19 protein-coding genes and 3 pseudogenes are annotated in these 26,198 nt (G+C 46.2%); 7 read left to right on the top strand and 15 right to left on the bottom strand.

Translation table 11 applies throughout. The features are described from left to right. The 7 genes from NF347_RS03210 to NF347_RS03240 form a co-directional block, all read right to left on the bottom strand. Nucleotides 1-2,490 carry a TraG family conjugative transposon ATPase gene (locus NF347_RS03210; RefSeq protein ID WP_107036580.1) on the bottom strand — a complete coding sequence of 830 codons (2,490 nt, stop codon included), beginning with the start codon at nucleotides 2,488-2,490 and terminating at the stop codon, nucleotides 1-3. 2 nt (nucleotides 2,491-2,492) lie between these two features. Beyond that, entirely contained in the window at nucleotides 2,493-2,804 is a 312-nt protein-coding gene (locus NF347_RS03215; RefSeq protein WP_107036581.1) for a DUF4133 domain-containing protein, read from the bottom strand. Continuing rightward, complete coding sequence (locus tag NF347_RS03220; protein WP_237613052.1) at nucleotides 2,805-3,098, bottom strand: DUF4134 domain-containing protein; 294 nt, start codon at nucleotides 3,096-3,098, stop codon at nucleotides 2,805-2,807. A gap of 83 nt (nucleotides 3,099-3,181) precedes the next feature. Then, entirely contained in the window at nucleotides 3,182-3,895 is a 714-nt protein-coding gene (locus NF347_RS03225; RefSeq protein WP_107036582.1) for a hypothetical protein, read from the bottom strand. After that, nucleotides 3,895-4,197 carry a DUF3408 domain-containing protein gene (locus tag NF347_RS03230; protein WP_160899912.1) on the bottom strand — a complete coding sequence of 101 codons (303 nt, stop codon included), beginning with the start codon at nucleotides 4,195-4,197 and terminating at the stop codon, nucleotides 3,895-3,897. Before NF347_RS03230 ends, NF347_RS03225 begins: the two co-directional genes overlap by 1 nt. A 19-nt stretch (nucleotides 4,198-4,216) precedes the next feature. Then, nucleotides 4,217-4,648: a DUF3408 domain-containing protein gene (locus NF347_RS03235; protein ID WP_107036584.1), complete on the bottom strand. Its 432-nt coding sequence runs from the start codon at nucleotides 4,646-4,648 to the stop codon at nucleotides 4,217-4,219. Between the two features lie 8 nt (nucleotides 4,649-4,656). Beyond that, nucleotides 4,657-5,418 (bottom strand): ParA family protein, encoded by a 762-nt coding sequence (locus tag NF347_RS03240; protein ID WP_107036585.1) that lies wholly within the window; start codon nucleotides 5,416-5,418, stop codon nucleotides 4,657-4,659. Nucleotides 5,419-6,480: 1,062 nt separating this feature from the next. Here NF347_RS03240 and NF347_RS03245 point away from each other — a divergent pair. The 7 genes and pseudogenes from NF347_RS03245 to NF347_RS03275 form a co-directional block, all read left to right on the top strand. Further along, nucleotides 6,481-6,972, top strand: a complete 492-nt coding sequence (locus tag NF347_RS03245; RefSeq protein WP_133165539.1) for a plasmid mobilization protein — start codon at nucleotides 6,481-6,483, stop codon at nucleotides 6,970-6,972. Further along, nucleotides 6,951-8,270 carry a conjugal transfer protein MobB gene (mobB, locus tag NF347_RS03250; protein WP_107036587.1) on the top strand — a complete coding sequence of 440 codons (1,320 nt, stop codon included), beginning with the start codon at nucleotides 6,951-6,953 and terminating at the stop codon, nucleotides 8,268-8,270. The genes NF347_RS03245 and mobB overlap by 22 nt, the downstream gene beginning before the upstream one ends. 13 nt (nucleotides 8,271-8,283) lie before the next feature. Then, nucleotides 8,284-8,988, top strand: a pseudogene (locus NF347_RS03255) (YWFCY domain-containing protein); the annotation flags it as partial. A gap of 639 nt (nucleotides 8,989-9,627) precedes the next feature. After that, nucleotides 9,628-11,313: a group II intron reverse transcriptase/maturase gene (gene ltrA, locus NF347_RS03260; protein ID WP_107036603.1), complete on the top strand. Its 1,686-nt coding sequence runs from the start codon at nucleotides 9,628-9,630 to the stop codon at nucleotides 11,311-11,313. Nucleotides 11,314-11,401: 88 nt separating this feature from the next. Next, nucleotides 11,402-11,839, top strand: a pseudogene (locus tag NF347_RS03265) (conjugal transfer protein TraG); the annotation flags it as partial. A gap of 558 nt (nucleotides 11,840-12,397) precedes the next feature. Continuing rightward, nucleotides 12,398-14,215, top strand: a complete 1,818-nt coding sequence (locus tag NF347_RS03270; protein WP_107036589.1) for a reverse transcriptase/maturase family protein — start codon at nucleotides 12,398-12,400, stop codon at nucleotides 14,213-14,215. Nucleotides 14,216-14,322: 107 nt separating this feature from the next. After that, nucleotides 14,323-15,153: pseudogene (locus NF347_RS03275) on the top strand (TraM recognition domain-containing protein); the annotation flags it as partial. 47 nt (nucleotides 15,154-15,200) lie between these two features. Here NF347_RS03275 and NF347_RS03280 read toward each other — a convergent pair. The 8 genes from NF347_RS03280 to NF347_RS03315 all read right to left on the bottom strand — a co-directional run bounded on the left by NF347_RS03280 (nucleotide 15,201) and on the right by NF347_RS03315 (nucleotide 26,191). Then, nucleotides 15,201-15,884: a hypothetical protein gene (locus NF347_RS03280; protein ID WP_107036591.1), complete on the bottom strand. Its 684-nt coding sequence runs from the start codon at nucleotides 15,882-15,884 to the stop codon at nucleotides 15,201-15,203. A gap of 558 nt (nucleotides 15,885-16,442) precedes the next feature. Further along, nucleotides 16,443-17,699 carry a sigma-54-dependent transcriptional regulator gene (locus NF347_RS03285; protein ID WP_107036592.1) on the bottom strand — a complete coding sequence of 419 codons (1,257 nt, stop codon included), beginning with the start codon at nucleotides 17,697-17,699 and terminating at the stop codon, nucleotides 16,443-16,445. Nucleotides 17,700-17,785: 86 nt separating this feature from the next. Continuing rightward, a complete protein-coding gene (locus NF347_RS03290; protein ID WP_107036593.1) occupies nucleotides 17,786-18,688 on the bottom strand; it encodes a sugar phosphate nucleotidyltransferase in 903 nt (300 codons plus the stop codon). An 8-nt stretch (nucleotides 18,689-18,696) separates the two neighbouring features. Next, entirely contained in the window at nucleotides 18,697-19,728 is a 1,032-nt protein-coding gene (galE, locus tag NF347_RS03295) for a UDP-glucose 4-epimerase GalE (RefSeq protein ID WP_107036594.1), read from the bottom strand. A gap of 2 nt (nucleotides 19,729-19,730) precedes the next feature. Next, the gene (galK, locus tag NF347_RS03300) at nucleotides 19,731-20,864 is read right to left on the bottom strand and encodes a galactokinase (protein WP_107036595.1); all 1,134 of its coding nucleotides are present in this window, start codon (nucleotides 20,862-20,864) and stop codon (nucleotides 19,731-19,733) included. 95 nt (nucleotides 20,865-20,959) lie between these two features. Next, on the bottom strand, nucleotides 20,960-23,389 hold the full coding sequence (locus NF347_RS03305) for a glycoside hydrolase family 2 TIM barrel-domain containing protein (protein ID WP_107036604.1): 2,430 nt from the start codon (nucleotides 23,387-23,389) through the stop codon (nucleotides 20,960-20,962). An 8-nt stretch (nucleotides 23,390-23,397) separates the two neighbouring features. Then, nucleotides 23,398-24,459 carry a glycoside hydrolase family 53 protein gene (locus NF347_RS03310; RefSeq protein WP_107036596.1) on the bottom strand — a complete coding sequence of 354 codons (1,062 nt, stop codon included), beginning with the start codon at nucleotides 24,457-24,459 and terminating at the stop codon, nucleotides 23,398-23,400. A gap of 10 nt (nucleotides 24,460-24,469) precedes the next feature. Then, nucleotides 24,470-26,191 (bottom strand): DUF5114 domain-containing protein, encoded by a 1,722-nt coding sequence (locus NF347_RS03315; protein ID WP_107036597.1) that lies wholly within the window; start codon nucleotides 26,189-26,191, stop codon nucleotides 24,470-24,472. Nucleotides 26,192-26,198 lie beyond the last annotated feature (7 nt).

Consider the following 26,198-nt stretch of genomic DNA (forward strand, 5'->3'; position numbering starts at 1 on the left):
TTATCCGTTAGCAATTCGTTTAATGGCGGCTTCGGTATCACCTCCAAGTTTTTCAGCCAGTTCGAGGACTCTGATTTTTTCTGTCTCCTCGGTGGTATAGCAGAGATATTCCTCGGTCGAGACCTCTGTGGCATAGACAGCGGATTGTGTACCGCCGAGACCAATCCACACCTCTTTATATAGGCGATTTGGATTGTTAGCCATATTGATACTGAGTATCTGCGACTTCTCCTTGTCGGTCAGACCGAGCAGCTCCTGAATCTGGTCGAAGCGGTTCATGTACTTGCGCTGATCGAGCAGGATTTTACAATCGGAGTTGTTGATGATGGTCTCCTTTACAATCGGTGACGATATGATGTCGTCAACCTCCTGCGTAACCACCACTGCCTCACCGAAATACTTGCGGACTGTCTTAAACATATATTTCAGATACTCAGCCATATTAGCGGTTGAAAGAGCCTTCCAAGCCTCTTCCACGATTATCATCTTGCGGATACCTTTGAGACGTCGCATCTTATTGATGAAAGCCTCCATGATGATGATTGTCACTATCGGGAAAAGTTCTTTATTCTCTTTAATCGAATCCACTTCAAACACCACAAACCGCTTGTTCAACAGGTCGATATTCTCTTTGGAGTTCAACAGGAAGTCGAAACGGCCTCCGTGGTAATACTGGCGCAGGGTGGTCAGGAAGTTGTCGATGTCGAAATCCTGCTTGTAGATGGGGATAGGACGCTGTGCCATTTCCTGACGATAGTCGTCGCGCATAAACTCATAGAAGGAGTTGAAACATGGCACGATGTCTTTATCGCTATTCATCTTGTCGAGGAACATAGACAACGCCGAGCCTAATTCGCCGCTTTCGGTCTTTGTCACTCTGTCATCCTCTGACTTCCAGAGTGTCAGCAGCAAGGTCTTGATAGAATCCTTCTTCTCCACATCAAAGACCCCGTCATCGGTGTAGAAAGGATTGAACGAAATCGGGCTGTCCTCTGTGTAGGTGTAATAGATACCGTCTTCGCCATGCGTCTTATTATGAATCAGATTGCAAAGGCCCTCGTAAGAGTTACCGGTATCAATCAGCAGAATATGTGTATTTTGTTCATAATACTGGCGCACCAGATGGTTGGTGAAGAATGACTTACCGCTACCGGACGGGCCGAGAATGAACTTGTTTCGGTTGGTGGTGATACCTCTTTTCATCGGTTCGTCCGATATATCAAGGTGTATCGGTTTCCCGGTCAGTCTATCGACCATCTTTATCCCGAAGGGAGACAGGCTGCTGCGGTAGTTGGTTTCGGCAGTAAAGAAACAGGCGGCAGGCTCGATGAAAGTATAGAAACTTTCCTCCGCAGGAAAATCAGCCTCATTTCCGGGCATTGCCGACCAGAACAGAGTCGGGCAGTCAATAGTGTTGTGCCGTGGCATACATCCCATTGTTGCCAACTGGCTCCCGACATCATTCTTGATGCGCCTCAGTTCTTCGGTGTCATCGCTCCACGCCATAACATTGAAGTGGGCCCGGACTGAGGTCAGTCCGTAGGAATGTGCCTCGTTGAGATAGCGGTCAATCCACTCCTTGTTGATAGCATTGCTTCGGCTATACCGCGAAAGGGAGTTCATGTTTCTCGCGGTTTTCTCGAACTTCGCCAGATTCTCGTCATGGTCATCAATCAGGATATACTGATTATAGATGTGGTTGCACGGTAAGAGCAACCCGACGGGAGAGGCGAAGCTCAATCTGCAATCCGAGCGGTCAGTCGATAACCGCTCATAACGGTTATCAGTGCAGACTTTGCCGGGAAGATCATCAGTATCGGACAGCGTATGCAGACAGAGCATCTTGTCTCCAACTCGCATCTGACTGGCATCGAGGTCAATGTCTTCCAGACAGGTTACATCGTCCATTGTCAGCGACATATATTTCTCAATCAATCCCGATTCCTTTTCAGTGCCTACCAGCTCATCATCAGAGAGGCGACGCAGTTTGATATAGCCGGTGTCATTGATGATGCGCTCGAACTGTTCGACACTTTCCATGAACTTGACAACCATCTCATGATTGATTTCCTTCGGGGTTATTCGCCCTCGGCAGAGAGTTGAGAAGTTGCTCTGCTGACGCGCCCTTTCTTTCGTTGTCTTGGTAAGGAAGAGGTAACACTTATGGGCGAGGTATGGACGCTCGTTGAAGTGGCGTTCAAAACTCCTATCTAAAAAGGATAAATCATCCTTTTGGAGTTCCGGCTGATATTTCTCCGAACAGAACCAGTCCTGCTTATGCACTACCGAATAATGTGGCAACACCTTGATTGCCTTGCACCATGCACCGTGCATAGCCTCATATTCCTGTGAGGTGACGGTGAATAGCTCCGGCAGAGCAACCTCGAAAGCAACCGTTATGTCGGCATCCTTCGATATGATGCAACCGTGTTCCACCGCCAGCAAAGGCAGCTTTGTTTCGAGTGTCGTTGCTTTTAACGTATTCTTCATAGTCAATGTCTGATTAAGCGTTTAAGCCGTAGGCGGTTGATGATATACCGGGGACGATATTTCACCGAGGTAATCTTCATCAGACCGTATTGACCGTATTTCCCATTCAGGTGGAAAGTGTACCACACCAGAATTGAGGCACTCGCGGCACCAAACCCGATGCAGAACCATTGCGGGACACCGCACATATAAAGGATTACGAACAATACGAAGTCAATGATGAGACCTCCGGCGAAGATGAAAAGATATTGCGCTTTCAACCCCTTGTATTCCACTGTCCGGCCGATACCCTTGTTGATGGAATACGAAGCCATTTAGAGGAAGAAAGAGCGGAGAATGGTAGCGGCGACGATAAGGAAAATACAGGCACCGAACCACGAGGCAGCGGTCTTGCTTGTGTCGGGATCGCCTGACGAGAACTTGCCATAGACCTTGACACCGCCGATGAGACCTACCATAGCACCAATGGCGTAAATGAGTTTGGTGCCGGGGTCAAAATATCCACTTATCATGCTTGTAGCCTGATTGATACCTGACATTCCGTCACCTGCGGCCCACATCTGGACAGCGGCGGTGAGCAGGAGCATTGCCGCCATAGGACGGCGCATGTGTGGAGCGTTCATCCACGCTACGACACGGTTATACATCTTATTGAGGAATTTCTTCATACGCATTTCAGATTCGTTAATAATCAAGTTAAGATATTGAGATTTATCCGGTCAATGTCAACAGTGTCGATGGTCTTGGAATAGACCACCTTCTTCTTGGCGATGACCTCTTTGGTAAGCGGTTCATCTTCGTCGCCGTAGATAATCGAGAGGATACGCGTGCGCACTTTCGGATCAAGCGACAGCCGTTCTTCGATGACGGTTCCCTGAATCTCTTTGAGCGTTTCCTTGGCGGCTGCTGCTTCTTCGGGTGTGTGGGGCTCATCCTTTGCCACACGTACCGCACTTTCAAGAGCCTTGAAGTCCTGCCCGCCTGTCTGACGTTCCGTGATTTCAGGGGCGTCGCCGAATGACTCGCCCACAGTATGGTGGGTGAAAACCTCGTCGAGTCTCTCCTGCGGGATAGTCTTCTCCGGTTCAGGCTGTGCCGGCTCTTCAGGCGGAAGACCTACATCTTCCGGACTGGTCAGCTCTGTTCTTATCCTTGTCACTATTTCATCCACTTTCTCGTCAACTCTGGAGTTGACTTTTGCATCAATCAAGGCGTTGAGCCTGTCCATGTCATAGTGACTGCGACCCACGAGAGAATCGTCATCAGATCCCGATAATGCCGGAGAAGGTGTTTCTTCGGAATTTGTGGCCGGAGCTGGCGGATGTTTTTCCGCCGGCTTCTTCAGCACTTTCCCGATAAGATAGATGTTGCTTGCCAGCAACGCCACAATCAGCAATACTTCCATCAGAACAGAGGCCGGGTATTGGTGAAATAGATAGCGTTGATTGACTCGCGGTGTCGCTCCACGTGTTCGCGCACTATCTCGGTGACATAGTTCCCGACCGAAGCCCGGTTCTTGCCGACCGCTGCAACCATGCGGTTGAGCAGGTCGAACATTTCGTCGGAGATATAGACACGACAGTTGGAGTTGATGCGGTTTTTCGACAGGAACCGCTCCTGATATTTCTTCGCTGCCGCCAGCGATGGCGACTGCCGGTCGAGAGCGTCAGACAGTGCGCCTGACACGGCTCCCGACACCTTTTCCATAAATGGAGTAGAAGGGGGATTATTCATTACGATAGAAATTTTCTAATAAATCGTTGATAATTGCCTCGTTCGCCTTGAAATGGTCGGCGAGGACATTGTTGATATAAGTCGATACACTACAGCCCCATGTGCCGTTGGCGTCTTCCAGTCTCTTGATGACCTTCACGAAATCGGGGTGGATACCCACCTGCGGAAAGCGTTTGTTCGGACTCTTGTATTTCAGGGAATCAATATATTTCTCTTTGAATCCGATGACCGTTTCTGTCGGACTATCCTTGCTTGGTTTTGCATTTCTATTTCGTAGTTTCTTATCCTCGGAGACTGTCTGGGACTTCGTAATGTCGGAATCTTCGGATTTGCCGGTTTCGGAGGGGGTGGGCGGATATTCTTTGGCTCGAAAGTTTTCGACAAAACCTTCGGCATCGAAATCATTGTCATATCGTTTTGCCATAAGCCTTGTCAGAGCTTGATTATACCCAGAATCTCGTCAGCCAGTTCCACAAGACGGCTTCCTTTCAGGAGATTTTTGTCCGGTGGCAGAAGCGTCGAGCGAAATACTGCGCGGGCCGCATCTTTCGAGCCCTCCCTCCTATATTTCTTTGCATCCGGAAGCCTCGTTTTGAGTGTCTGCAACATCTGCTCTTCAAATACTTCCTCGTATCGCTCGTAGAGGTCTGTCTTCTCGCGTGCATCCACAAGATTCCATAGCATATACATGTCCTTGACCGAACAGCCTGAAACTGTCATGATCTCGTCGCGCACTTTCATGGCGAATGCAAGCGAACTTTCGAGGATGAGCTTGTCGGCAGCCACGGGACAGAAGATGTAGTCCATCAGGGATACTGTTTTGGCGACACCGGGGTTATTGATCGTACCGGGGAGGTCGAACAGCACGATGTCATAATCCTCTTTGCCGGACTCGATTATCGCCCGTGCTCTGTCAAGCGCGTCTTCAGGTTTTGTAATCAGTATGGGATAAGGGTCTCTCTGTATGCGTTCGCGCTGCTCCATAAAGTTCTTCTTGAACGCGGAGTTGATTCTTAGAATCTCCACATCGCGGTCCCGCATTTCCTTGATGCTGTACTGGGGATAATCGCAGTCCACAACGAGGACTTTCAGCCCCCGGACATAGTAGAGGTAACTCGCCATCAGCACAGTCAGGGTTGTCTTGCCGGCCCCTCCCTTCTGGGTGGAGAAGGCAATAAAAACAGGTTCTTTCATCGCTTTTGTAAGGGGTTAAACATAGGGTTGATACTCACGGGAACTTTTTGTCCTTACACACCACAGCCTGACCGGTCTTATCGTCAAAACCGGGATATGTACGGGCAAAAGTTTTGGACGGGGTTCTTGCGACAGCCTTAGGGTTGGACGGCTACGTCGCTACAGACAGACATCAGTCTGTGTGAAATGATGATACGGTGTCATGGCATTCATGCCGGCATCGAAGCGTCAGTCAGGCGTAGCGGCAATCCGAACAAACATAAACCTGATTGCTTTAGCGGACATTCACGGGGATGCTATGGCAGAAAGAAGACATTACAGTCATCGGAGTGAATGGACAATCTTAAAAATGGCAGTCCTTGTATAAGGTCTTTCAAATGTCAGTCAAAACTATCAGGCATCAGTTCCTTTAGACATTAACTTGAACGAGCGGATGCTTTGGCAGACATCAGAAATCACTTGCGTAATTATGCCTGTATTTCAGATTGTCAATTCGTGTGTGTGAATATCAGATATGACAGACGTGCGGTCGAGCATTCCTATAGACATTAACTTGAATGTGACGGCAGACGTGTTGGCTGATGTTCACGTTGCAAAGTTACTATATGTCTGTCCGTCAGACATAATTTCAGGGATGTGCGGTACTCGGTCGCCTCGCGTTGCCTCAAAGTGACGCGATATTGAATAAGGCTTTCTTGCATGATTTTCGGGTCAGGGAGGAATTGGCTGGGGCATTTGTGGCTCTTGATTCGGTTATCACGCGCTTCTCAGCGACACTCGAAACTCCGGTTTTTGGTCATGTCAGAGATTTTTTGTAACTTTAAATAAGGCAATCGCACGCGCCCAAGGCAGGGTGCAGCCACTGGAGCCACGCTTTTTTCGATGGATTCCATGCCTAAAGAGGTATGACCGGCACCTCTTGGCACTCAACTTCTATCATTCCCCGTAAATTCGTTGATACACAAGCATCCACATGGATGAGCAAGGTATGTTGCGGGGCACTCGAAATAAATTCGGTGCCTCACAACCCTTGCTCTCCGAGGGTGCAGTTCTCCGCCAGAGTTGGAGAACCTTTCTACGCCTGCGGCGGCTCCTGCATGGCAATCCGCGATGCCTTTTCATTATAATATGATTAAAAACTCCAGCCACGGAGGGCGGCGACCTAAGGTTGATCCCTCCGTGAACCGCTATGTCGTGCGGTTCAACGCCAAGGAAAATGCCCGTTTTCTCGCCATGTTCGAGCAATCGGAGGCCGATAACAAGGCGGCTTTCATCAAGCATTTCCTCTTTCAGAAGCCTTTCAAGGTCTTCTACGTTGATGAGAACACCCGTATTTTCATCGACAGACTTTCCGGTTTCAATGCCCTCTATCGTACAATCGGTGTGTCTTACGACAATCTTGTCGCCACACTCAATCAGAATTTCACCGAGAAAAAAGCGTCTGCGGCACTCGAAGAAATCAAAAAACTGATGATTCGGCTCATCTCCGTCAGTCAGGACATCGCAGCTCTGGCTCAAAAATTTGACGAGGAATGGTCGCAAAAATCTCGTTAGGCAATTCGCTATACGGAGCCATCTGCTACAACGGGGAGAAAATCAACAAGGAGAAGGGCCGGTTGCTCGACACCAACAAAATCTACAATGACGGAACAGGCTCGGTTGACATCAAACGCGCCTTCGCCGATTTCATGCAGTGGATGCCATCAACGACAAAGACAGAGCGGCCGATGGTTCATATTTCCCTCAACCCTCATCCCGATGATGTTCTGACCGATGCCCAGTTAACGGCAATCGCCCGCGAGTATATGGAAAAGATGGGATTCGGTGACCAGCCATATATGGTCTATAAACACACCGACATCAACCGTCACCACATGCACATCGTGGCGTTGCGTGTAAGGACTGACGGTTCTTGCGTTACAGACAAAAATAATTTCTACCGCAGTAAGGAGATAACCCGTGAACTTGAGCGGAAATATGGACTGAAGACAGCCGAGAGCGAGAAGGTCACGCCTGAGACACCATTATTGAAGATAGATCCATCTGGTGATCTGAAGAAACAGGTTGCCGCAGCGGTCAAGATTATCGGTATGCGCTACCGGTTCCAGAGCATCGGCGAGTATAATGCGGTGCTTGGCCTGTTCAATATCAGGTGTGAACCTACCGATGGCAAGGTCAACGGTCGTGAATATCACGGATTGGTATATTTCGCCCTTGGTGAAGATGGCAAACCTATAGCGGCTCCGTTCAAAGCGTCACGCCTTGGCAAGTTCGCCGGACGGGAGGCTATCGACGGCAAGTATGAGAAAGCGAAAGAGAAAATCAATATCTCTCAGACAAAAGAGAAAGTTGCCGACGCGCTTGCTCATTGCTCCGGCAAAGATGATTTCATAGCAAGATTAAAGGAGAAAAAGATTGATGTCGTTTTCAGGTACACCGATGAAGGCAGAATCTATGGCGTGACATTCATAGACCACGAGACGTTTAATGTCCTAAACGGTTCACGTCTGGGCAAGACATTCTCTGCCAACGCGCTTGAAGCCAAATTCAATCCGTCGCAAGAGCCGGGTTCCCATCAGGAGCATACCGTTCCCGTTTCTCAACCGTCGGACCCGACAGACCAAGAGCCAAAACAAGAACCGAGGCAAGAGTCTGAGGGCAATACCGGGTCTGACAGCAGAACACAGCAGCAGACTCCTCCGGCAGCAAGTCAGAAGAGTCTGTTTGAAGATTTCGATGATAACTCGATAACCGGACTTGACCTGTTCCAGCAGTGGCAGTCGTACAATCCGGATGAAGAGGCGTTCATTCGCCGCATGAAGCGTCAGCACCGTCGAGGGCGCAAACATTAATACATATATAAATATGAGTCAGCAAGAAGATGACCTCCGGTCATTGGCCAAGATAATGGATTTTCTTCGGGCCATCAGCATTGTGCTGGTGGTGGCCAATCTCTACTTTTTCACGCGTGTGGAGACCGTTGACAGCAATGAGTTCTACATGGTGGTCGATAAAATCCTTAATAATTTCAACAGTGAGTGTGGACTTTTTGCCAATACGTTCAACTCAAAACTGTTCGCAATGCTTTTGCTTGCCCTTTCGTGCTTCGGCACTAAAGGGGTCAAGGACGAGGCGATAACGTGGCGTCATATAATTATTGTGGGAGCCGTGGGTATCGTGGTGTTTCTGTTCAATTCATGGCTTCTGCCTCTCGGCTACCGCTATATCTATATCATATCCACCATACTCGGATATATTGGTATGTTGATGTCAGGTATATGGATAAGCCGAATGCTGAAGAACAACATGATGGATGACCGTTTCAACGATGAGAACGAATCGTTCATGCAGGAGATACGCCTGTTGGAGAATCCCTATTCCGTAAATATCCCCACAAGATTCTACTACGAAAAGAAGTGGCACTCCGGCTGGATAAATGTGGTGAATCCGTTCCGCGCGTCGATTGTGCTCGGCACCCCCGGTTCCGGCAAGTCGTTTGCAGTGGTCAATAACTTCCTTAAACAGCAGATAAACAAAGGGTTTGCGCTCTATTGTTATGATTTCAAATTTGTGTGACGTGAAAAGTTGCATCAGTGGCTGTCAGCCGTTCATTCAGAGGAGTGAAAAGAGTTGACCTATTGTTTCGCCAATAGTAGCCTACGGCAGGTGCGTCTTATGATGTACCAAGCTGCTCGGACAAGGTAACCCTCCCGAAAGGGTCGAGAATGAACCGTGAGGGGACTTCAAGAACCGCAAGCATTATGCGGTTGGGGGGCTTGGCTTGACGGCATGGCTAACGCAAGTGAACTGTCAGAACCATCGTTAAGTCGAACAAGCTTACGAATGCTTACAAGCTTGAACCAAAACGGTGTGTGGCCGGATAACCCTGTGGATTTTGGGGTTACGCGAACAACAGAGCCACCGGTGGAGAGGCAGAGCCTAAACCGTCATTGGCACTGATGCAGAACACGGTAAGCCTATATATCTCCATGAGCAATCATGGTAGGTCGAACGCAAGGGAGGCACAATGGTATGTAGGTAAAGGAAATTCGGAAAAAGCGAACGCCGCTCTGTAACGGAGCGGATACGGATTGACCTCATTGCCATGTATGGCAGAGAGCCACATCATCCGACATGAAAGTGTGCAGACTTCCGATATGGTAACATTTTACAAGATAACTTTTAGAACTTATGAAAGGAGAAAAGCAAATGGACGAGCCTAAAAACTCGTGTGCATCTTCTGACCACAAGGAAGCAACTTGGGAAAACATTGATTGGAACAAGTGTGAGAAAGCGGTCAGTAAGCTACAAGCGCGTATTGTAAAAGCTCAGAAAGAGGGTAAGTTCGGCAAGGTGAAGGCTTTGCAATGGACTCTTACCCACTCGTTTTACGCCAAGGCATTGGCAGTAAAACGTGTCACTTCAAATGATGGCAAAAAGACTTCGGGCGTTGACAAGGTATTGTGGTCAACTCCGAAATCGAAATACAAAGCCATCTTCACACTCAGAAGAAGAGGCTACAAGCCTCAGCCTTTGAGACGAGTGTTCATAAAGAAGCACAATGGCAAACAGAGACCGTTGGGCATCCCCACAATGAAAGACAGAGCGATGCAGGCACTCCACCTACTCGCTTTGGAACCAGTATCGGAAACAACTGCCGACAACTATTCCTTTGGCTTCAGAAAGGAAAGAGGCACTGCCGACGCAATGGCGCGTTGCCATACTCTTCTTGCAAAGGGGTACTCGCCACAATGGATTCTGGAGGGTGACATCAAAGGGTGCTTTGACCACATCAGCCACGACTGGCTGATGAAGCATATTCCAATGGATAAAACCATATTAGGAAAATGGCTTAAATGTGGTTATATCTTTGAAAACGAAGTCTTCCCGACAGACGAGGGTACACCGCAAGGTGGTATCATATCGCCAACGCTTGCTAATATGGCACTCGATGGATTACAGAAACTACTCGAAGACAACTTCCCTTGGGAATCAAAGAAAGGTTCTACGGGTTGGTACTGTCCGAAAGTAAGGCTTGTCAGGTTCGCAGATGATTTCATTATCACGGGCGAATCAAAGGAGCTGCTGGAACATAAAGTCAAACCGTTGGTTGCATCGTTTCTTGCGGAAAGAGGTCTTACCTTATCCGAAGAGAAAACGCTGATAACCCATATAGACGACGGTTTTGACTTCCTCGGCTTCAATGTCCGCAAATTCAATGGCACTCTGCTGACGAGACCAGCCAAAGACCGTGTAAAGAGAATGTTGGATAAAGTAAAGCGAGAGATACACCGCTCACGTGGAACTTCCCAACATGAACTTATCATGCGTCTCAATCCAATTCTCAAAGGATGGGCGAACTATTATCAATATAGTGCGGCCTCGGAAACTTTCCGAAAAGCGGACTATCTAATCTTCAAGAAACTATGGCGATGGGGAATCCGCAGGCACGGAAATAAAAACCGTACCTGGATTAAACAACGCTACTTCCACAAGATTGATAACAGAGACTGGGTATTTGCTACGACAAAAATTGACTCGAAGGGTGAAGAATACTTCGTCCCTCTGACGATATTGTTTAATACCAAAATCCAGACATATCCGCAACTGAAATGTGGACTCAACCCATTTGACCCCGAATGGATGGAATACCGTGATAAACGGCGCACCGTCAAAATGAAGATGTCGATGAGTGGGAAAAGGACGCTTTTCAATATTTGGAAAAGACAAAACCAAAGATGTCCAATCTGCGGCGAGCCGATAACAGTTGAAACACCGTGGCATACAATGATGTCAACTGCCAAAGGCAAGAACACATTGTCAATCGTCCATGAAAGCTGTTATCTGAGTGTGACACACAAAAAGAAGTGTAAAAATGAGCGTGTTTCGGAATAAGTCTGAAATATTGTTGCTTGAGCCGTGTGATGGGAAACTATCACGCACGGTTCTTAGGGGGGAAAGCGTCCGCAAGGGCGCCGACCTACCCGCCCCGGATCTATCCACAATCGTGTATAATCATCTGAAAAAGAACAAGGACAAGTATCCGAAGGGGGTAAAGTTCTATGTCATCAACTTCGATGACCCTATGCGCAGCAACAGGTGCAATCCGATACACCCGGATTTTATGACAGACATAGCCGACGCATACGAATCGGCATATACTATCCTCTTAAATTTGAACAAGACATGGATTCAAAAGCAGGGAGATTTCTTTGTGGAGTCACCGATTATCCTCTTGGCCGCGATTATGTGGTTTCTCAAAATTTACGAGGGTGGCAAGTATTGTACCTTTCCCCATGCGATAGAGTTCCTTAACCGCAACTATGAGGACATATTTCCGATACTCACATCATACCGTGAGCTGGAGAATTATCTATCGCCATTCATGGACGCATGGAAAGGCGGGGCGCAAGACCAGCTCCAAGTGCGCCCGTAAGGGCATATAATAAATATAGCTTTGGCAAGCTATTAGGTTCGTGTTCTTTGAAATAATAACCTATCACCAGCCGACTTATCCATTCAACGAAAGACGATGGGGAGTGTAGCATGTCGGAAAAGCCACGAGTGGACTAACTGTCAAGTCCTGACCGAGTGGCGAGGTGAAACGATAGATATGAGGATAAAGCCTATACTGGTTGAACGATAGTCTAAGCGGCTCGATGCTTAAGCCTTGGCGGAAGACAGTTATATGACTCAAAAAGTCATCCTACGCCAAGCCGTGATACCCAACTTCTCCTTGCAGGTTGCTTGGGCAAAAGAACTTATCACGGAGCAACTACATACATAGTAAAGGACGAAAGTCGTATCCGACAATCTATCATGCTAATAGTTATTATATGTCTAAACGGGGATTGCCTAAGTGGGGCAACCCATATGGCAACAGAGCTTCCGTAGTAGTCCGAGCAAGGGAAAGCCTTGTACATGGCGAAGGGAAGCAGCCAATATCGTTTAATGTCAAATTTTGGAAAATGTGAGAGACATGAAAAGAAATCCAGAAAAGATATTAAACAGTCTAACACAACATAGTTCCGACTTAGCTTACAAGTTTGAACGTTTGTATCGGTTACTGTTTAATGAAGAGATGTACTACATTGCCTATCAAAGTATCTATGCGAAGCAGGGCAATATGACGAAAGGTGTCGATGGAAAAACCATCGACGGGTTCAGTATATCCCATATTGAACGGTTGATAGGTACACTCAAAGACGAGACGTACCAGCCAAATCCCTCTCAGCGGGTCTACATTCCCAAGAAAAGCGGGAAAATGCGACCGCTGGGTATTCCGTCATTCATTGACAAACTTCTGCAAGAGGTTATAAAAATGATTTTGGAAGCAATCTACGAGGGCAGTTTTGAAAAATCTTCTCATGGTTTCAGACCACAGAGAAGTCCGCAGACTGCACTTTGGAGCATACAAAAGACATTCAATGGTACAAAATGGTTCATCGAGGGAGACATTAAAGGTTTCTTCGACAATATAGACCATGAGGTACTGATAGCCATTCTTTCAGAACGTATTTCAGATATGCGTTTCTTGCGCCTTATCCGAAAGTTTCTGAATGCCGGATATGTGGAAGATTGGGTATTTCATAAATCGTACAGCGGAACGCCACAAGGTGGGATAATAAGCCCTATACTGGCAAATATCTATCTTGACAAGTTCGACAAATACATCAAGGAATACACTGAAAAATTCAACAAAGGGAAAAGGCGCAAGGAAAATCCGATAGTAAAACGTTTCGGACATCGGAAAGCCAAGTTAGTAACCAAACTGAAAAAATCAACGGACAAAACGGAACGGAAACGACTGTTGATGCAAATCAAGGAAATTGTCAGAGAACGTCTCAACTATCCAGCAAGTGATGAAATGGATGCAACGATGAAACGTTTGAAATATGTAAGATATGCGGATGATTTTCTCATTGGCGTTATCGGCAGTAAAGAGGATTGTGTCAGTATCAAGGAGGACATAAAGCAATTTATGGCTGACAAACTGAAGCTGGAACTATCCGATGAGAAAACGCTGATAACCAATGCGAGGAAACATGCCAAATTTCTTGGTTATGACGTATTCGTACGCAAATCCAATGAAACCCATAGAGATAAGAACGGACATCTGACAAGAAGTTTAGACCATAAGATAGTACTGTATGTGACAACCGAAGTCATGCGGAAGAAGCTCCTTGAATATGATGCGCTAAAAATCATTGTGCAAAATGGCAAGGAGGTTTGGAAGCCTAAAGGTCGTACATATATGCGCTGCCTTGATGATTTGGAGATTATAAGCCAATATAACTCCGAAATCATGGGGTTCTATAATTTCTACTCAATAGCAAACAATAGTCCCGTCATTGACTCATTCTACAATATCATGGAATACAGTATGTATAAGACGTATGCCGCAAAGTACAGTACCTCGAAAAAGAAAATCATTGCGAAGTACAAGAAAAACGGGGTGTTCGCCATACCGTACACCAACAAAAGAGGATATGAGTTCAAACGTGAGTTCTACGATAAAGGTTTTAAGCGAAAGGAACTACCCAATAGGTATTTGGATGACAGATTGCCAAACACTATTGCCATAACTGGTGGCAGAAATGGTCTAATCAAGAGACTTCAAGCACGGGTATGTGAAAACTGCGGTGCTACGGATAACCTTGAAATGCACCATGTACGCAAACTAAAAGACCTTAAAGGCAAAAGTGATTGGGAAATTAAAATGATTTCACGTAAACGTAAAACATTAGCAGTATGTTCAGTATGCCATCACAAGATACATTCGGGAAAGTTAGACTGAAAGAGAAGGTGGAGAGCCGTGTACGGGGAGACCTGTCAGCACGGTTCGGAGGCGAGTGCTTGGAAACCTACCGTGTTAAAACACGGAAAGGCGCCGGGTGCTTAGCCTATGGTCAGATAGCATCAGCCAAAATCCCGCTGTCTCGCATGATTTCACCACAACTCTACTGGATAATGACCGGTAACGACTTCACTCTCGACATCAACAACCCGGAGCATCCGAAGATACTTTGTGTCGGCAACAATCCCGACCGTCAGAACATCTATGGGGCCGCCCTCGGTCTATACAATTCACGTATTGTCAAGCTCATCAACAAAAAGAATATGCTCAAATCGGGTGTGGTGATAGACGAGCTTCCGACGATATATTTCAAGGGTCTCGATAACCTTATCGCCACTGCACGAAGCAACAAGGTTGCCGTTTGTCTCGGCTTTCAGGACTTCTCGCAGTTGAAACGTGACTACGGCGACAAGGAGGCGGCAGTGGTGATGAACACCGTCGGCAATATCTTTTCAGGGCAGGTTGTCGGAGAAACCGCCAAGACACTTTCCGAGCGATTCGGTAAGGTACTCCAGAAACGCCAGTCCATATCCATCAACCGTCAGGACGTGAGCCATTCATTCAACACGCAGATGGATAGTCTTATTCCGGCAAGTAAGATTTCCACATTGACGCAGGGTATGTTTGTCGGAGCAGTCAGCGACAACTTTGACGAGCGTATCGACCAGAAGATTTTCCATGCCGAGATTGTAGTGGATACGAAAGCAGTGGCACGGGAAGAGAAGGCTTACAAGCCTATACCCATTCTGACCGACATCCCGACAAAGGAGGCTATGGATATTGCGATACAGGACAATTACAATCAGGTGAAGCAGGATGTAAGGGAGATTGTCCTCAGAGAGAAGGTACGTCTGGCACGGGAAGCGAACAGCGACTGAACTTATTATCCGCAGTTGTACGGCAGGTCTGTATGACTGCGGATTTTTCATGCCCTTTTGCCGAGGTATCTGCGTTGCAGTTCTTTCTCGGTATCTTCGAGTAACTGCCGAAGTGCCTTGCAACGACCGGGCATATCATCGTCCTTCGGATGCTTCTCTTCAATCTTTTTCAGAGCCTTATAGTATTCGGTCAGGTTCTTCTTGATTCCAAAAATGCGGAATATAGTACGGATAAACTCGGCATCGGTTTCAGCGGATATTTTACCGGATATAAGGAGTGCGAGAACAAGCTCTACTAATTCTGTAAACTTGCCGTCCCATTGGATAGACGATACTTCTTCAACGGCGATGCTGTCACCAGAAACAGTAGCGGATACGATTGCAACCTCTCCGTCGTTCAGGGGATTGTCCTTTACCCACTCGCCTATGCGGTCGAGATAACGCTTGATGAATTTGATGGCACGCTCTACAAATCGGAGAAAACTCTCATCAAGATGGGTGGAATCTTCAAGGATGATAGTCAGATGGTCTTCGGCAACTATAAGTGCCGAATGTACCTCCGATTTGTTGTGGCTGCCGTGAAACAGCATCACGATTGCTTTTGTAAAGGTGGCGTATGTGTCTTTGATATTGTCAAGTTCTCCGGCTTCAACGCCGATGAAAAACTCATGTTCAATCAGGATGAAAATATTGAGCGACTCGCTGACAAGTGACTTGTTATTTTCGGTCATACCGACTGTCGTTTCGATATGACCTTCCGCAACGCTGTCGCAAAGAGGTTGTGTAGAGTTGTGTGCCATCGGCTTATAAACGTGAGGTTATTTGTAAAAATAGTTCTTTAGAATCACGGCATTATAAACCGAACGATATTACAGATGGATTGCACTAATGGTGTTAAAATAATGATGGTATTGTTTTATAGTCGATTAAAAGGTTTGGGCTGCTGTAGAATTAAGGATAGTTAAATAGGACAATCGGGGCAACTATACCCGTTCTGGGGAATATTACCACACCCCTAAATAAAAAAAGCGCACCGAACACGTTCTTCGGTGTAGGTGTCTGGTGTACCTTGTGAGAGAAACGTGACGGTACGCTATGCAATCGCATAGCATAAGCATCACGCATCGTGCTCTCACGTATAAAATTTACCAGACTTTACACTGAACAAAATGCGGTGTTATGTTATGATTTATCAGTATATCAGCCGACTCCTCGGCTGCCAGTATGTCTAATTCAGTACAAAATTACGAAAAATTTTTGAATTATCAGTTGTCCGATGTTGCCGTCCATCATCCCATTCCATAGTTTTTCAATTTGTAGGAAAGGGTCTTGCGATCTATTCCCAATAATTTTGCAGCTTGTGCTTTGACCCCTTGGGCTTGTGACATGGCATCTTCAATCCGGCAACGTTCTTCATTTTCATCCCGAAGCAGAAGTGTCTCCTTCATTATCGGAGTCGCATGACAGATTGTAAGGTCATCAGCATTGATTACTGAGCCATCGACGTTTTGTGCGGCAAGAATAATTGCCACTTTCAGTTCTCGGATATTACCCGGCCAACTGTGTTGCTTCAGCAGTTTTACGGCAGACGCTGAAAGGCGTTTGGGTGGTTCGCCTTTTTCACTTGCCAGATGTTGAAGATAATAGTCAGCAATAATCGGGATATCCACTTTAACGCGTCGCAGTGACGGCACATATATGTCAAGTTCCCGCAAGTAGTAGAATAGTGTTGGGCGGAACGACTTTTCTCTGACCATCTCAAGTAGTTCTGGTTCTGCGGTGCAGATGACACGGACATCAGGGTGTTCCTCAGAAAGGATGTGAAGAAGCACAGATTGTTTTTCAAAGTCAAGAAGATGTATGTTCTTGATGATTATCGTGCCGCCTTTGGTGTTATTGAAGTATCCCTTTATCCGATTGTATGTTTTGCTTCTACCGGACTCCGGGTTATCCTTGCCAACAAGAGCGGCACTGCCTGCTTCGATTTCCATAAGAGCATTTCCGGATCTATTGCTCAAGCGATATATTTCAAGAGCAATCATCTCTTTACCCATGCCACTTTCGCCAATAATCACTACGTTTACATCGGTAGAGGCAATCTGACGGATGACTTTTTCTATCTCACAGAACTCTTTGCTTTGACGATGAATCAGTCCTCCTTTAGTGAAGATTACATCATCGACATCGCGGACATACTTCTTCATCAGTTCGGGAAGCCGTTTGTCGATAGCCGGTCGTTGAACGACCGACACAGCACCATGGTCTTCCATCACATCCGTTGCGTCCGTGTCTCCGAGACGTTCCACTATGGCTATGACCGGGAAATCCTTTTTCTCAGCTTTTAGCCAGTTAACTAACTCTTTGGCAGTACCGCCGCTGAACCTCAGTCCTGCGACAATCGCTGCGCCGGGTGGCAGTTTTGCCACCGCATCCTTAGTAGCCTCCATCGTTCCAACAGCGATAGGCTCATAGCCGACATTGCTGAGCAATGCGGACATGAGCCGACGGTCGGAGTCGGAGGCTTCAACGATTAAAACCTTGTTCATAATTTATGTTTAATGTGCTTATTAATAAAAGAGGGATCCCGAAAAACCAGAATCCCTCCAAACAATCTTATTACCTTAAAATACCATCAAAAAAGTTTTTCTGGATACAGCCCCGACTTATGCAATTCTGCAAATTTGGTTACTACTCCGGGACGGTCTTCGGCGTATGTCACACCAAACCATTTTGAGTCTGTGTCGAGAACTTTTATTGTCGCTTCGCCTGACTTGATGAGTGCGTCGGCTACATCCGGAATGACTTGCTCGGCCTTTGGCGTTGTCAGATCGCGTTTGAGAAACTTGATAAATTCACGCTCGGCATAATCAAAATAGTCGGGAGTGAATCCCCACATGTTCATTGATACCGGTGTCATTGGGTCAAGTGTCTGCTCTTGGCCGTTCTCATCGGTGAAGACAATGTTGTGGTCGGCATCGTAGGCAATTGATTTACGCTCTACAACGGATGTCAGCAGACCATCCGTGTTTTCACACACGCCGCGTGAAACACCACCGTTCTCGGTCATGGTGTTGCCTACGCGGAAGCCAACCATAGCATAATCTCCTTTGCGGTCGCGCGGGCGCATGAGGTCTTGGGCAATGACTTCAAATGAATTGCGCCCATAGAAGTCATCGGCGTTGATAACTGCGAAGGGTTCGTTGATTGAGCCTTTGGCCATAAGCACGGCATGTGCCGGTCCCCATGGTTTTGTACGGTCGTCAGGGCACTTGAATCCGCCGGGCAGTTTATCGACTGACTGGAAAACTACCTCGACGGGGATATGGCCTTCGTATTTTGATAGAATTTTGTCGCGGAAGTCCTGCTCGAAGTCTTTGCGAATTACAAAGACGATTTTGCCGAATCCGGATTGGATGGCATCATAGATCGAGTAGTCCATTATTGTTTCTCCATGAGGACCAAGGCCGTCAAGCTGTTTCAGCCCTCCATAGCGGCTGCCCATTCCGGCAGCTAATACGTATAAAGTCGGTTTCATCGAATTATTTATATGATGTTTCTTACATGCTTTTCCCACTCCCATGCCGATTTTAGTGTTTCGTTGAGAGTACGTTCTGCTTTCCATTCCAATACCTCATTGGCACGCGATGTCTCAGCCCATACAGCGGGGACATCACCCGGGCGACGATCGACAATCGTATATGGTAGTTTTATATTATTGACGTTCTCGAAAGTAGTCAGCAGTTCAAGAACCGATATAGGGCGACCGGTACCAATGTTGAATATCTCATATCTATCTTCCATCTTGTCGGAAGTCATGCGGTTGACGGTAGCGACATGAGCTTTGGCAAGGTCAACGACATCAATGTAATCACGAAGGCAGGTTCCGTCGGGTGTGTCGTAATCGTTGCCAAACACACTCAAACGTTCACGGATACCGGCGGCAGTCTGTGTGATGAACGGGACAAGATTGTTGGGTACACCACGGGGCAACTCACCGATAAGTGCCGAGGGATGCGCACCGATAGGATTGAAATATCGGAGAGCTATGCCTCTGACATTATCATAAGCCCGGCAACTGTCGCGGAGAATATCCTCAGCAATCTGCTTGGTGTTACCGTAGGGCGAAGTTGCCGGCTGGCGCGGAGTCTGTTCAGTTACGGGGAGATGCTCGGCTTCGCCATAGACAGTTGCCGACGATGAGAAAAGGATATTGGGGCGGCCATACTCTTTCATCATTGCAACGATGTTCATGAACGAAACGAGGTTGTTCTGATAATATTTGAGCGGTTCAGCCATTGATTCGCCAACAGCCTTGTATGCGGCAAAATGGATGACTGTGTCGAACGGGTAGGTCTCGAATACGGTTTTGAGTTGTGCGCGGTCGCAGGTGTCTACGACCTCAAAAGCCACTTTCTTTCCGGTTATCTTCTCAACTCCGGCAACAGAGTCACGCTCGGAGTTGGTAAGATTGTCGATAATAACTACGTAATAACCGGCATTAATAAGCTCGACGGCGGTGTGCGAGCCAATATAGCCCGCACCGCCTGAGATTAGAACTGTTCTCTTGCTTTCCATGACTATTCCTCCTTATGCGCTCCGTCGCTTATGACAACGGGATAGACACTCGGCTCATGACCGTATTTCTCGTTGAATTTGGCCTTGGCAGTCTTGATGAAACTGTCTCTAAGATCCTTTTTCACAAGGTTTATGGTACATCCACCGAACCCTCCGCCCATAATGCGCGAGCCGGAGACTCCGCACTCCTTGGCAATATCATTGAGGAAGTCAAGTTCCTCGCAGCTCACCTCGTAGTCGTATGACAAGCCGTGGTGGGTCTCATACATCTTCTTTCCGACCGTCTCATAGTCTCCTGCATTGAGGGCATCACATACGGCAAGCACACGGCTTTTTTCCTCTATCACGAATTTGGCACGGAAATAATCCTCGGCGGTGATGTCGGTACGGATGGAGTCAAGCATCTCCATAGTTGCATCTCGCAGTGTCTCTATGCCGAGACGTTTTGCCACTCGCTCACACGACTGGCGACGCTTGTTGTAGGGAGAATCAGCCAATTCATGCTTGACACGTGAGTCAATCAGGACAAGCTCGTAGCCTTCGGGGTTGAATGGGAAGTATTCAAACTCCATAGAACGGCAGTCGAGGCGCATCAGTTTTCCTTTCTGACCCATCACGGATGCGAACTGGTCCATGATACCGCAGTTGACACCACAATAGTTGTGTTCTGTTGACTGACCGATTTTGGCAAGCTCAAACTTGTCAATCTGATTGTCGTTAAACAGGTCGTTGAGAGCGAAAGCGAAGCAGCTTTCAAGTGCAGCTGACGAGCTTAGTCCCGCGCCGAGAGGCACATTGCCTGCAAACACGGCATTGAAACCCTTTACAACACCGCCACGTTTGAGAATCTCACGACAAACGCCGAAAATATATCGCGCCCATGAAGCTTCGGGAGCGTCTGCCTCGTTTAGCCCAAATTCGGCATAGTCATCAATGTCAATCGAATACATGCGCACTTTATCTGTATCATTAGGTGCAATGGCAGCCATTATCACTTTATCGATAGCACCGGGGAAAACGAAACCGCCGTTGTAGTCAGTATGCTCTCCGATAAGATTGATGCGACCAGCCGAAGCATAAAATAAAGGCTCTGCATCGAATCGATTTTTAAATTCTTCAGATAATTTATTTTTCATTATTTTTGAATATTAAGATAAAAATCGGAGCAATCTACATCTGACTGCTCCGACGAAGAATCAGCCTAAATCAATCTTTTTTACCAATTCTGAACCTATTCTACCTGTATTGTCGTTGTTACAGGTTTTACACCATTAGCTGAAGCCGTAAATGTAATTATACCTTCCTTGTCAGCACTGCGCACTATTGCAGTAGCGGCACCGCTAAATAAATCCATTTCCGGTTTTTGGAATGGAAGAAGCGATGTAGGATCTCCATTTGCTGTGGCTTCAAAAGATCCGGCACCTTCAACCTTAAATTTAACCCGACGATTATCTGTCGGAATAATGTTCCCATCTTTATCTGCAACTTGGATAGTAATATAACACAAGTCCTCTCCATTGGCTGCAAGAATTTTTCTATGAGGAGTTGCGACTAAATGATGAGGTTTTCCGGCAGTCCTAATTGTCTTTTCTTCTGCTAATTTCCCGTTTTTATCGTAAGTCACTACTTTTAGTTCTCCCGGTTCATACTTGGTATCCATCCACATTAGGCGATAACGATTATAAACCGTGGAATCATTTTTCTCTCGTATGCCTTGGCTTATACCGTTGATAAACAATTCTGCTTTAGGATATGACGTATATACGAATACCGGAGTCACTCCCCCCTCACGACCTTTCCAGTTCCAATGCGGAAGAATATGCAGTGTTGGAGAATCCTCATTCCATTTTGAACGATATAGATAGTATCGGTCTTTAGGAAGCGATGCAAGATCTATTATCCCAAAAACAGAACTATGACTTGGCCAAGCATCAGTATCGTATGGCGATGGCTCTCCGAGATAATCGAATCCTGTCCAGACAAACTGACCTATGCACCAATCGTTATCATCATCCCTTGCAAAGTCAAAGTCAGGAGTGTTGGACCATGAACAACTTTCATTGTCATAACTGTTTGATTGATTTTCAGGATGAAGCACCACATTATGATCCTTAAATTCCACAGGGAAGAAATATTGACCTCTCGACGATACCGTGGATGCCGTTTCAGAACCAAGAATCAAACCATTGGGTAATTTTTCATAAAACTTATCATAAAACTGAGGTTTATAGTTGAAACCGGGTATATCGAGAGCGGCGGCGAATCCATTATCAATTACAGCACCCTCGCCAACCTGATCCATTCCACAAGTAATAGGACGAGTTGTATCTAATTTCCTTACGGTATTACGTAATCTTAGGAGTTCTCCAATACCGGGTTCTCCCCATTGGCTTGGCACCTCATTTCCAATTGACCACATGACAACGGAGGGATTGTTTCTGAAATGACGTATCATATTTGAAACGTCTTTTTCCGCCCATTCATCAAATACTGCTCCATACCCATTAGGCGATTTAGGTCGAAATCCCCAATCATCAAATGGTTCAATCATCATCATTAATCCCATTTCATCGCATAATTCCACAAGTTCGGGAGCCGGCATATTATGAGATGTACGTATAGCATTAACGCCCATATCCTTAAGTAACTCCAACTGATGACGCAAAGCTGATTTATTCACAGCCGCGCCGAGTGGACCGAGGTCGTGGTGATTGCATACTCCTTTGAATTTTGTGGGAACTCCATTGAGGAAGAACCCTTTTTGTGGTACATAAGCGAGTGAGCGAATGCCAAAGCTAGTGTCATATTCATCCACCACTTTACCATCAACAGATAATATGGTTTTTGCGGTGTAAAGTGCCGGATTGTCTGGACTCCATAAAATAGGGTGATTGACAAGAAAATTCTGAGTAAATTCTTGTCCTCTTGCACAAAATACATTGGATTTTTTTGCCACCTCTTTGCCCTCCGGATTTAGGATGACAGTCGTAATATTGATATTTTGGCGGTTATATGTTCCGGCGACCTCCATTGAGAGAGAGACTGAAGCATATTCCTTAGTAACGACAGGCGTAGTTACAAATGTTCCCCAAGTGGGTATATGAACTTTATCTGTACTTATAACATGTACATTTCGATAAAGACCGGCTCCCGGATACCAACGAGACTGTCCTTCTTTATTTTCACAGGCAACTTCAAGTCTATTCTCTCCCGGAAGAACTATGCCATCAACATTTACATAGAATGAATTATATCCGTATGGCCAAGAAATAACTTTCTTTCCGTTTAAAGTTACCTCAGCATTACTCATAACACCATCAAATACAATGGTGACAGACCGATTAATTGTATCCGGGATTTCAAAAACAGTACGATATATGCCTTTCCCGATGAAAGGAAGTCCTCCTGTACGACCTGTTTTTTCAGTCGCTTCTGTTTCTCCGTTTTGCTCTACCGCTACAATCTGCAAATCATGTTTTCGATCAAAAGGTCCATAAATAGCCCAATCATGAGGAATCCTGACTTGTTGGATATTAGGTGCGTCAAACACATTGCCATGAGAAAATTCCCAGCCATGCTTTAGTGTTTGTACCTCTCTTTGAGCATTTATATTAATGGCTCCCGAAAGAGCCATTAATATAAATAGATATTGAAATTTCATAAAAGTTTTCATTTATTCTTAAAAGCATCAAGAGCAACTGTTGGAGCGTCATTGTCAAAGCACCCAAGATTATAGCCGTCGTTGTAGCCATTGGGAGCTTGAGGCTCCCAATAGAAGATGCCTTCAACATCCGTAGCCATCATTTTAGTAATTAGCTGCTTACAGGTTTCCCCCTGATCGTATGGCATACCTATTTCACAAATCATTACAGGTTTGTTATACTTCTGTTTCAAATGGTTGATATTTGCTATACAGTCATCTGCAACCTTCAACCATCCTCCAGTCTCACCCTGCTGCTCTGCCCAATAGGGGTAAAGAGACATACCAATCATATCATATTTGCCACCGTTGTTTTCAAGTATGTCAAACATTCTGTCGTAGGCCCATTGATTGTTTCCGCCATCAAGATGGACAATAACTTTCGCATCGGGGAAAACTGCCTTAACTGCATCATAACCGGCATTGTTAAGTTGTGTCAACTGAATAGGGTTGTCAACGGAGCCAACCGGCAGTATCATGCCGGGGGTTGTTTCATTTCCGACCTGTACCCATTCGGGGGTGACACCGGCATTCTTCAATGCGGTCAATGTTTCATTCACATGGTTTGCAACAGCTATTTTCAGGTTATCGAAAGAAAGTTCTTTCCATGCTTCGGGCATTTCTTGATGTCCTGGATCTGCCCAAGTGTCGGAGAAATGGAAGTCAATCATTGTACGAAGTCCGAGATTTTCAGCTCTACGGGCTTTGAGAACCACGTCATCAACGTTGTTCCATCCGTCTTTGGGATTTACCCAAACCCGGAGTCGGATTGAATTCACACCGCAGTGATCACGGAGAAGCTGCATACATTCCATTTCCTCTCGGTCACTGCCGGGAGTATAGAATTTGCGACCCTCTGATTCCATCTGTGTAAGCCAGCTTACATCGGCACCACGAGCGAAGCCTGCTTCTTTCTCTATTACTGAAGGATTATCCTGTCTGGGATTTGTGATAGGTCCGTCTTCCGAACATGCGCCACAAAATACTGAGGCGGCAAGAGCCAAAGCGGAAATTATTGTTGTCATTTTCATTGATGTCTTTTTATTTTAGCGAATAAGAATATGTTTGTTTGCCAAGATCCACAGTAAGAATATAGGTCTCACCAATGGTCAGGTCGTTGTCTCCGTCGAACCCGGTAGTGGCATCCGAGTGTCCGAGTTTCAATTTACCTGCTCCACCACCGAAGAATAACCCCCAGTCTCCATTTATCAAAACTTTTACACCCCATGGAGTATTGGCAGTTTTGATAAATTCACCGGTAAATACCTCAGGATTGTCTGTAGATTGTATCATTGTATGTTCGCTCCAATCGTCATTTAATCCCGTAAAGGTTACTTTGTTGACTTCAGTAAGTGTATATGTCAAGGCTGACATATTGAAGTCCATTACGTACAGTCCGTTTTCGGGTTGAGGAATGTTGCCGTCATTACCTGACTCAGCGAGTATCAAACTGCCAGAGAGTGGGGTTGCACCTTCGGCACCTTTATAAGCTACATCCCATTCAGCTTTAGGATATGCACGGTAACCCCATTCTGATGCAATCCAATGGGCACCGCCATAGCTCTTGGTTGATTCATCATACAGGGATATGTAGTCATCAAAGCCATTCCAATCCACAACTCCTGAGAAATACAAGTATGGTTCTGCTTCAGGAGTGGGTTCATCCGGTACATTGCCTGCGGCAATTTTCAGCTCCATAGGATTGGATAGGTCGAGCAATAGATTTGTTTCTCCGGCAGGCAAATCCAAAGTTATGGTTGAACCATTTTCTCCGAAAACGAGATTTTGATTGTTCCCACTGAAGGCAACGTTCTTTTCCACGGCAGGCCCCATATCGGTTGTTTCTTTGCTGTAAAGGCTACCATATCCTGTTACAGTGATTGATACCGTTGATGCAGAGGGTAAATTAATCGGTAGAGTCCACTGATTATTTCTCTGATTGTATGTCATTTCTCCAGTTAAATCTCCTGCAACACTCAGATTATCGATATGAAGCGCACTCCACCAACCTTCAACAGTATTAACAGTCGTAAAATAACACCCGGATGGATCGGGAAACCAGAAATTCCAATGATCGTCAGCGGAGGAAGCGTGGAAAGTCATACCTTCCTGACCAAGATTGCCCCATACGATATTGTTCGCCTCTCGGAACCACCAATTTGTCCAGCCATTTACGCCCATGAACCCTTGATAGATTCCATTCTCGTCAGGTGATGCAAGCTGCATCGCGGTCTCATTCCAGTCCTTGTCAAGCACTGTACCAAGAATCAAATGAATTCGATAAGATTGAACCATTACTTTCAGAACTGATGAATAAGTCGGATTTATATTCGCAGAAAGTACGGAACGGACGCGAATGAAAAGAGGTGCTTTTTCATCGGCCGTGTAACCGAGACGTCCAAGCAGAGAATTAAGTTCCTCGCATAAAAATTGGCGTGAACGAACACCCTTTTCTACACTTAAATCTATAGTGCTTGAGAATTGTTCATCCGTTGAAAGTTGGATTGTTTCTTCAGCTGCGTTCACCGGAGCCTGAAGAAGAGTATCACTCAGAGCAAGTTGTCCGTCACCACTCCAGTAAATAGTCATTGCCAGAGCCTGCGGATTATCTGGCGTAAGTATAATGTCACCTGTTGCTCCTCCCAACGTCATATCGTCGGAGGGCAAGACATACACAGGGTCGATATCACTGTCGCATGAAGCAAAGCCAAATGCCGTGATACCCGACAGCAGTGCGGTCTTTAATATATTTCTTAGTTTCATAATTAGT

Source organism: Paramuribaculum intestinale (genome assembly GCF_030759015.1).
Taxonomy (GTDB): domain Bacteria; phylum Bacteroidota; class Bacteroidia; order Bacteroidales; family Muribaculaceae; genus Paramuribaculum; species Paramuribaculum intestinale.